Below are 7438 nucleotides of genomic sequence, written 5' to 3'. Positions count from 1 at the left end.
AGATACTGAGCCGCATAGACATTGTGGAGATCGTGGGTTCGTTTGTAAAGCTGAAAAAGAGAGGGACCAACTACCTGGGCCTGTGCCCTTTCCATAACGAAAAAACCCCTTCCTTCACAGTTTCGCCCAGCAAAGAGATCTATAAATGCTTTGGCTGCGGCGCCAGCGGCAACACCATCAGCTTCCTGATGGAGCACGAAAAGTACTCCTATGTGGAAGCGCTGCGCTGGCTGGCCCAGAAGTACAATGTAGAGATAGAGGAAAAAGAGGTAAGTCCTGAAGCCAAACAACAGCAGCTGCTGGCAGACAGCCTGTATATCATCAACAACTTTGCCCGTGAGTATTTTACCCATACCCTGCTGGAAACCGACGAAGGCAAAACTGTAGGCCTCAGCTATTTTGAGGAAAGGGGCTTTACCGAAGAAACCATCCGGAAATTCCAGCTTGGCTACTGCAGCAACGAGCGGGATGCCTTTGCCCGCGCCGCCCTGGAAAAAGGCTATAACCTGGAATACCTGCAAAAAACCGGACTGGTAACCATCCGCAACGAACAGCCGGCAGATAACTACCGGGGCCGCGTTATCTTTCCCATCCATAACCAATCGGGCAAGGTGCTGGGCTTTGGCGCGCGCATACTGGTAAAGAACGACCGGGCGCCCAAATACATCAACTCTCCAGAAAACGAGATCTATGTTAAAAGCAAGGTGCTGTATGGCACCTACTTTGCCCGCCATGCCATAGACCGCCTGAACGAGTGCCTGCTGGTAGAAGGGTATACAGATGTTATTTCGCTGCACCAGGCAGGCATTGAGAACGTGGTAGCTTCCAGCGGCACCTCCCTGACCGTTGACCAGCTGCGGCTGGTAAAAAAATATACCAACAACCTCACCATCCTGTACGATGGCGACAGCGCCGGCGTAAAGGCCGCGCTACGCGGGCTTGACATGGCCGTAGAGGAAGGGCTGAACGTAAAGCTGGTGCTGATACCAGACAAGGAAGACCCCGACAGCTACGTACAGAAGATCGGCGCGCCGGCCTTCAGGGAGTTTGTACAAAACAACAAGCAGGATTTTGTGCTGTTTAAGCTGCAAACCTCCATGCAGGAAGCGGGCAACGACAGCACCCGCAAAAGCCAGCTGGTGAACGAAATTGCGGAAACCATTTCCAAAATAGACAAGGTTGAGGATTTTACCCGCCAGCAGGACTATATACGCCAGTGCAGCCAGCTCCTGAAAATAGATGAGCAGGGCCTTATTATGCTGGTGAATAAATTCATCCGCGAGCGCCTGCACAAACGGGAGCAGCAGCTGGCCAAAAACGCCCCTCCTACGGATGCCGAACCACCGAGCGATGAGGCCATTGCCGCCATGGAAGCTGCGGAAGGCAACTTTGAGGTGATGTTTCCCACCGATGAAAAGCAGGAAAGGGAGCTGGTAAAGATACTGCTGCGCTTCGGGGAAATGCCTTTCAGTGAAGAGGACCAAACCAGTGTGGCCGACTATGTGTTTCACCTGCCTTATGATTTTGAGTCGCTGGCAGACAGTGAGGTGGTAAAGAAAATACTGCGGGAATATAAATCCAGGTATGATGAAGGCGCCACGCCGGATAAGAAATGGTTCCTGTACCACGAAGACCCGGATATTTCAAAGCAAACCGCCCTTATACTGGAAGATAAGGAAGCTGACCTGAGCGTGAACTGGAAAGAGCGCTTTGAAATAAATACAATTTGCGGCGACAACGCCTACCTGCGCGATACCATCAGCACCACCAACTACCTCATATTGCGTAAAATAAAAAAGCTGATCCTTGAAAACCAGCAGGAAATGGAAAAGGCCGACACCTTTGACCTGCAAATGAAATGTATTGAAGTGCACCAGCACCTGAAACAGCTGGAAATGGAGCTAACGCAGGGCATCGGCACCGTTATTTTCAGGTAAGCGCCGCCCGTTACCTGTAAAAAAATACCCGCGCAAAGGCAACAAAAATACAAAGACAAAAAACCACCACGTTTATCACTACACTGCGGTATTCCCGTCTTTTATAGTGTATTACGGCTGCAAACGGCATAATTAAAGCAAGACAAAGCGCAGACACCGGTGTAAGTACCGGCGCAATATTAAACGCTTCCGGCACAACCAGGCCCGTTGCACCCAGTATTTCCGAAATACCAATGCCTTTTATAAAAAACGGGGACAAGCCCTCCACTCCTGTTTGCCCCATTTTAACAAGTGTTTTTTCTGCCAGTAGTGATTTACATACGCCGGAATAAAGGAAGGTAAGCGCCAGGAAGCCCTGTAATATCCAAAGTAAAGTATTCATAAGGGCAAAATTACCCCCGGGCGCTACGCGCTTATTTGATATTTATCAAATAATCTGTGCCCGTATTCTGCTAAGGGTTTCCTGCGTTATGCCAAGGTAGGAGGCTATCATTCCCAAAGGCACCCGCTGAAGAAGGGAAGGGTTTGTTTGCATAAACAGCCGGTACCTTTCCAGGGCCGTTGCAAAATGCGCATCATCAAATTTCTTTTGAAGCTGCACCAGGCCAAGCGCGGCAAGATGCCGCCCCAGCCGCTCAAAATCGTGGTAGCGCTCACATAAATATTCAAAATCTGAATAGTGCAATGCCCACAGCACAGAAGGTTCCAGCAGCTCTATCATCCGCCGGTCGGGCTGCCGTGAAATAAAGCTGAGAATGGAAACGGCGAAGGAATTTTCAGCGCTGATCCAATCAGTCACATCCTTTTCATGCTTATAGTAAAAAGTTCTTGTTAACCCGCTTTCTATGAAGTAAAGGTAATCGCAAACGGTATTTTGCCTTACCAGTAAATGCCCCGCAGGCAGCTCCAGCCGGTGCAGCACTTCAGCCACCGCCTGCTCTGTAGCAGGCAATAGCGGAGAAATGTTTGAAACGGTTCTGAAAAAGCGCTCCATCTGAAAATCCCTGTTGCTTTAAGTTACCGTATTTACAACTGTTTATCCAGGCATTCCCGCTTCCTGCTACTTTTTCTCCCAAATCTCAAATGTAAATGAATAGGCATGCTTTTCATCGGCCGGGTGCGGCTTGCTGCTAACAAGCTTCCATTCATTTGGGTCAAACTCCGGAAAAAAAGCATCGCCGGTAACAGTAGCATGAATACGGGTAATGTACATACGCTGCACAAATAACGGGATGGCCTGCCTGAAAATCTCTTCCCCGCCGGTAATGAACATTTCCGGTGCGTCAAACGTGTTGGCAATCATCAGCGCTTCCTGCAGGGAGGTGGTTACAATAATCCCGTTGCGCGGGTAATCGGGCTGCCGGGTAATTACAATATTGGGGCGGTTGGGCAGCGGCTTACCTAACGACTCAAATGTTTTGCGGCCCATGATAACGGGCTTGCCGGTGGTAGTTTCTTTGAAGTATTTCATGTCGGCCGGCAGGTGCCAGGGCAGCTGGTTTTTCCGGCCTATTACGTTATTTTCCGATGCTGCTACGATGATGGAAACCATGGATTCAATTACGAATTGTCAATTACGAATTACGTTGGAACAATTACGAATTATACCGCTACCGGCGCTTTAATAGCCGGATGATACTGGTAGTTCTGCAGCTCAAAATCTTCGTACTTAAAAGCAAAAATATCCTTTACATCCGGGTTAATTTTCATTACCGGCAGCGGATATGGTGTGCGGCTCAGCTGCAGCCTGGCCTGCTCAATATGGTTGTTATACAAATGCACATCTCCAAAGCTGTGAATAAACTCGCCCGGCTGCAGATCGCATACCTGGGCCATCATCATGGTAAACAGCGCATAGGAGGCTATGTTAAAAGGCACGCCCAGGAACACATCTGCGCTGCGCTGGTATAACAGGCAGCTTAATTTGCCGTTGGCCACATAAAACTGGAACAGGCAGTGGCAGGGGCTTAACGCCATTTCCGGCAGGTCGCCCACATTCCAGGCATTTACAATAATGCGGCGCGAATCCGGGTTGTTCTTAATGGTTTTCACCGCTTCGCTGATCTGGTCTATCACCCGGCCATCGCGGGTTTCCCAGCTACGCCACTGTTTACCGTAAATAGGTCCCAGGTTGCCGTTGGCATCGGCCCACTCGTCCCATATGCTTACGCCATGCTCCTTCAGGTAAGCGGTATTGGTGTCGCCCCGGAGAAACCATAGCAACTCATAAATAATAGATTTCAGGTGTAATTTCTTGGTAGTGACCAGCGGAAAGCCGTCCTGCAAATTAAAACGAAGCTGGTAGCCAAAACAGCTGGTAGTGCCGGTACCGGTACGGTCTGTTTTGGAAGCCCCATGATCCAGTATATGCTGTAATAAATGAAGGTACTGATCCATAGGGCAAAATAACAAAATTAATGCTATTGCAGCCGCACATATTTTTCCCCACAGCCCTCTATACACAGGCGTGATCCCAGGGTAAGGGTATTTGTGTTAATACTGATGAAGAAGTTGCCGGTATCGCGCCCGGGCTGCCCCTTTGCGTATACCTGTAAAATAGTATCTGTGCCCAGGGCCCGCAGTATAAAATGATCGTAAGCGGGATCGCTGGTATTGGTGTAGGTACTGTCTGCGCCAAAGGTAATACGCGTAGAACCGTCTGTTAAGTTCCAGATCTTTTCTCCCCCGTTACCCGTGCCTTCGTAATAGGAATATGATTTCCAGCTGCCCTGCAGGTATTGGGACTGTTTCGGTAAGGCAGCACCGTCTATAACACCATCATGATCTTTTGAGCAGGCTGTGAGGATGAACAGTAAGCATACAGGTAGTAAGGGAAATTTCATGGTTAAATGTTTACAGTGAAACGCTGCAACTTACCATGATGTTACAAGCAGGCAACCGAAAAATATAACGTAAATAAACTAAATAAAAAACACGCTTATACCACGGAATTTTCGTAATCTGCTGTTACAACCAAAACGTCGCATTACGAGCAGTAAACGCCCCTGAGCAAGATAAGTTCCATGTAGCTAAAGGCATTGATCAACCTTAATTCTTCATCTAAATCTAACGCCTATATTAAAATCTTAATGATCTAAACCTTCGTATCAATCACCCAAAATCACACGCTTATGCTTCTATCTAAATCTACGCTTATAGTGCTGCTATGCCTATGCAGCACGTGTATGCTGTATGCACAACAAACCGTTACAGGCAGGGTTACCGATGCTACCCAGGGTAAAGCCGTACCTGGTGTTACCGTACGGGTAGAGAATACGAACCGCGGCACCATTACCGATGCAGACGGCCATTATACGCTTACCTTGCCACCGGGCAGCAACCGGCTTACCTTTTCATTTACAGGTTATAAAACGCGCACCGTTCCCGTAACCGGCAGCTCCCTGAACATTACAATGGAAGAGGACTTTGCCCGCCTGGATGAAGTAGTGGTAACAGGCCTGGCCACTTCCGTAAAGCGCAGCAACCTGGCCAATGCAGTGGCTACCATTTCCGCCAAAGAGCTGTCGGGCACTGCGCCTGCACAAACCTTTGATGCAGCGCTGAGCGGCAAAATACCCGGGGCGCTGGTATCTGCCAACTCAGGCGCGCCGGGCGGCGGCATTTCCGTAAAAATGCGGGGCATCACCTCTATATTCGGCAACTCGCAACCCCTGTATGTAGTGGATGGTATTTTTATGAACAATGCCAGCGTGCCGGCCGGCCTGAATGATGTTACCGGCGCGGCCACTGCAGGCAACCCCAATAACCAGGACAACCCCTCCAGCCGTATCGCAGACCTGAACCCGTCGGATATTGAAAGCATTGAAATACTGAAGGGCGCCTCTGCCGCCGCATTATACGGCTCAAAAGCAGCAGCCGGCGTGGTGCTTATTACCACCAAACGCGGTAAATCCGGCAGAACAAACATCAGCATTAACCAGGAAACCGGTTTTGTAAAAGTTCGCAGGCTGTTGGGACAGCGCGTATTTACCGCTGAAACAGCAGCCGACCTGGCCGGCGCCGCCGATAACCCCGACCCGGATGTGCAGGCCGCCCGTAATGCTTACCGGCAGCGGTTCCTGGACGCACAGGCAGCAGGCAAGATATACGACTACGAAAAAGAGCTGTTTGGCGAAACCGGCCTGCTGCTGAACACCAACCTGAGTGTAAGCGGCGGCTCTGAACGCACCACATTTTACTTTGCCGCCAACCGCCGCGCCGAAGACGGCATTGTAAAAGGCACCGGGTACCTGAACAGCTCACTGCGGCTGAATATAGACCACCGCATTAACGACCGTATAACCGTTGGCATTAGTACCAACTATATTAACGCCAGCGCAGACCGCGGCCTTACCAACAACGATAACAACGGGGTAACCTTTGGCGTGGCCTTATCATCCACCCCCGGTTTTGCAGAGCTGCACAGGGACGAAATGGGCAACTATCCCCGCAACCCTTACGCAGCCTCTAACCCGCTGGAAACGCGCGACAAGATGATCAACAACGAAGCCACCAACCGCTTTGTAACCGGCGTAAAGCTGGATGCACGGCTGCAGCAGAGCGATAAGTCCACCACCCGCTTTGTTGGCAACGGCGGCGTGGATTACTACAACCTGAAAACAATGGCCGTGTTCCCCCGCTCATTGCAGTTCATGGAAAACACGCTGGGCGGCGCTTCCATACAGGGCAACACCAATAACATCAACACCAACCTGGCAGGCTACCTGGTGAACAACTTCACGCCATCGTCCAAAGCCAGTTTTACCACTACGGTAGGGGCTACACTGGAAACGGGCAATTTTGATAACATACTGGTATCTGCCACGCAGCTCATAGGCACGCAAACCAATGTAGACCAGGCCGGCGCCAGCAACCCGCGCCAGTTCCGGCAGAAGTACCGCGACAACGGCATTTTTGCGCAGGAAGAAGTAAACCTGCTGGACGCTGTTACCGCTACCGGCGGCATCCGGTTTGACCGCTCCACCAATAACGGCGATTACAAGAAATACTACGTATATCCCAAAGGCTCCATTTCCTGGAACCTGGCTAAAATGGATTTCTGGAAGTTCAGCACCATTAACAGCTTTAAGCTGCGCGCAGCTTACGGGCAATCCGGCAACGTATCGCCCTACGGCAGCAAGTTCACGGCCCTGGTAATTTCCAATACCGGCGGGTTGCCCGGCTCCCTGGTAGATAACCAGCTGGGCAACACCACCATTAAGCCTGAAAAACAAACAGAGCTGGAAGCAGGGCTGGACATCAGCATACTGGATGGCCGCGTAAACCTGGAAGCCACTTACTACAACAAGAAAATATTTGACCTGCTGCTGCGCCGCCTGCCGCCCGGCTCCACGGGCTTTGTGGCTGAATGGGTAAATGCCGGCGACCTGCGCAACCGGGGCATAGAGCTGGGTTTAAGCCTGCTGCCCATTAATACCAAAAACGTACGCTGGAGCTCCAACATTAACTGGTGGCGCAACCGCTCAGCCGTTACCCGCCTT

General features: G+C 50.6%; 7 protein-coding genes. 2 read left to right on the top strand and 5 right to left on the bottom strand.

Annotated elements, in window-relative coordinates; genetic code table 11:
- Nucleotides 1–2: 2 nt before the first annotated feature.
- Nucleotides 3–1937 (top strand): DNA primase, encoded by a 1935-nt coding sequence (gene dnaG / locus VFS25_RS20190; RefSeq protein WP_326463987.1) that lies wholly within the window; start codon nt 3–5, stop codon nt 1935–1937.
- A gap of 10 nt (nt 1938–1947) precedes the next feature.
- Here the strand turns inward: dnaG and VFS25_RS20185 are convergent, their stop codons facing one another.
- From VFS25_RS20185 to VFS25_RS20165, 5 genes are all read right to left on the bottom strand, one after another.
- Entirely contained in the window at nt 1948–2319 is a 372-nt protein-coding gene (locus VFS25_RS20185; RefSeq protein ID WP_326463986.1) for a DoxX family protein, read from the bottom strand.
- 45 nt (nt 2320–2364) lie between these two features.
- Nucleotides 2365–2931, bottom strand: coding sequence for a Crp/Fnr family transcriptional regulator (locus VFS25_RS20180; protein WP_326463985.1), 567 nt, complete (start codon nt 2929–2931; stop codon nt 2365–2367).
- A gap of 66 nt (nt 2932–2997) precedes the next feature.
- Nucleotides 2998–3489 carry a dihydrofolate reductase gene (locus VFS25_RS20175; RefSeq protein WP_326463984.1) on the bottom strand — a complete coding sequence of 164 codons (492 nt, stop codon included), beginning with the start codon at nt 3487–3489 and terminating at the stop codon, nt 2998–3000.
- A gap of 50 nt (nt 3490–3539) precedes the next feature.
- A complete protein-coding gene (locus VFS25_RS20170) occupies nt 3540–4334 on the bottom strand; it encodes a thymidylate synthase (RefSeq protein ID WP_326463983.1) in 795 nt (264 codons plus the stop codon).
- 23 nt (nt 4335–4357) lie between these two features.
- A complete protein-coding gene (locus tag VFS25_RS20165; RefSeq protein WP_326463982.1) occupies nt 4358–4780 on the bottom strand; it encodes a hypothetical protein in 423 nt (140 codons plus the stop codon).
- 288 nt (nt 4781–5068) lie between these two features.
- Between VFS25_RS20165 and VFS25_RS20160 the strand changes: the two genes are divergently transcribed.
- Nucleotides 5069–7438 (top strand): SusC/RagA family TonB-linked outer membrane protein (locus VFS25_RS20160; RefSeq protein ID WP_326463981.1); only part of this gene is annotated, 2370 nt, incomplete at its 3' end.

It is taken from the genome of Chitinophaga sp. (genome assembly GCF_035761305.1).
In the GTDB taxonomy this organism is placed as follows: Bacteria; Bacteroidota; Bacteroidia; order Chitinophagales; family Chitinophagaceae; genus Chitinophaga.
The sequence above is the reverse complement of the archived record's forward strand: the minus strand, read 5'-3'. Positions and strand labels throughout refer to the sequence as shown.

What these genes read in the sequence shown, in the direction of transcription:
- VFS25_RS20165 (WP_326463982.1), bottom strand. Translation starts at nt 4,780, where the DNA reads ATGAAATTTCCCTTACTACCTGTATGCTTACTGTTCATCCTCACAGCC.
- VFS25_RS20175 (WP_326463984.1), bottom strand. Translation starts at nt 3,489, where the DNA reads ATGGTTTCCATCATCGTAGCAGCATCGGAAAATAACGTAATAGGCCGG.
- VFS25_RS20180 (WP_326463985.1), bottom strand. Translation starts at nt 2,931, where the DNA reads ATGGAGCGCTTTTTCAGAACCGTTTCAAACATTTCTCCGCTATTGCCT.
- VFS25_RS20170 (WP_326463983.1), bottom strand. Translation starts at nt 4,334, where the DNA reads ATGGATCAGTACCTTCATTTATTACAGCATATACTGGATCATGGGGCT.
- VFS25_RS20185 (WP_326463986.1), bottom strand. Translation starts at nt 2,319, where the DNA reads ATGAATACTTTACTTTGGATATTACAGGGCTTCCTGGCGCTTACCTTC.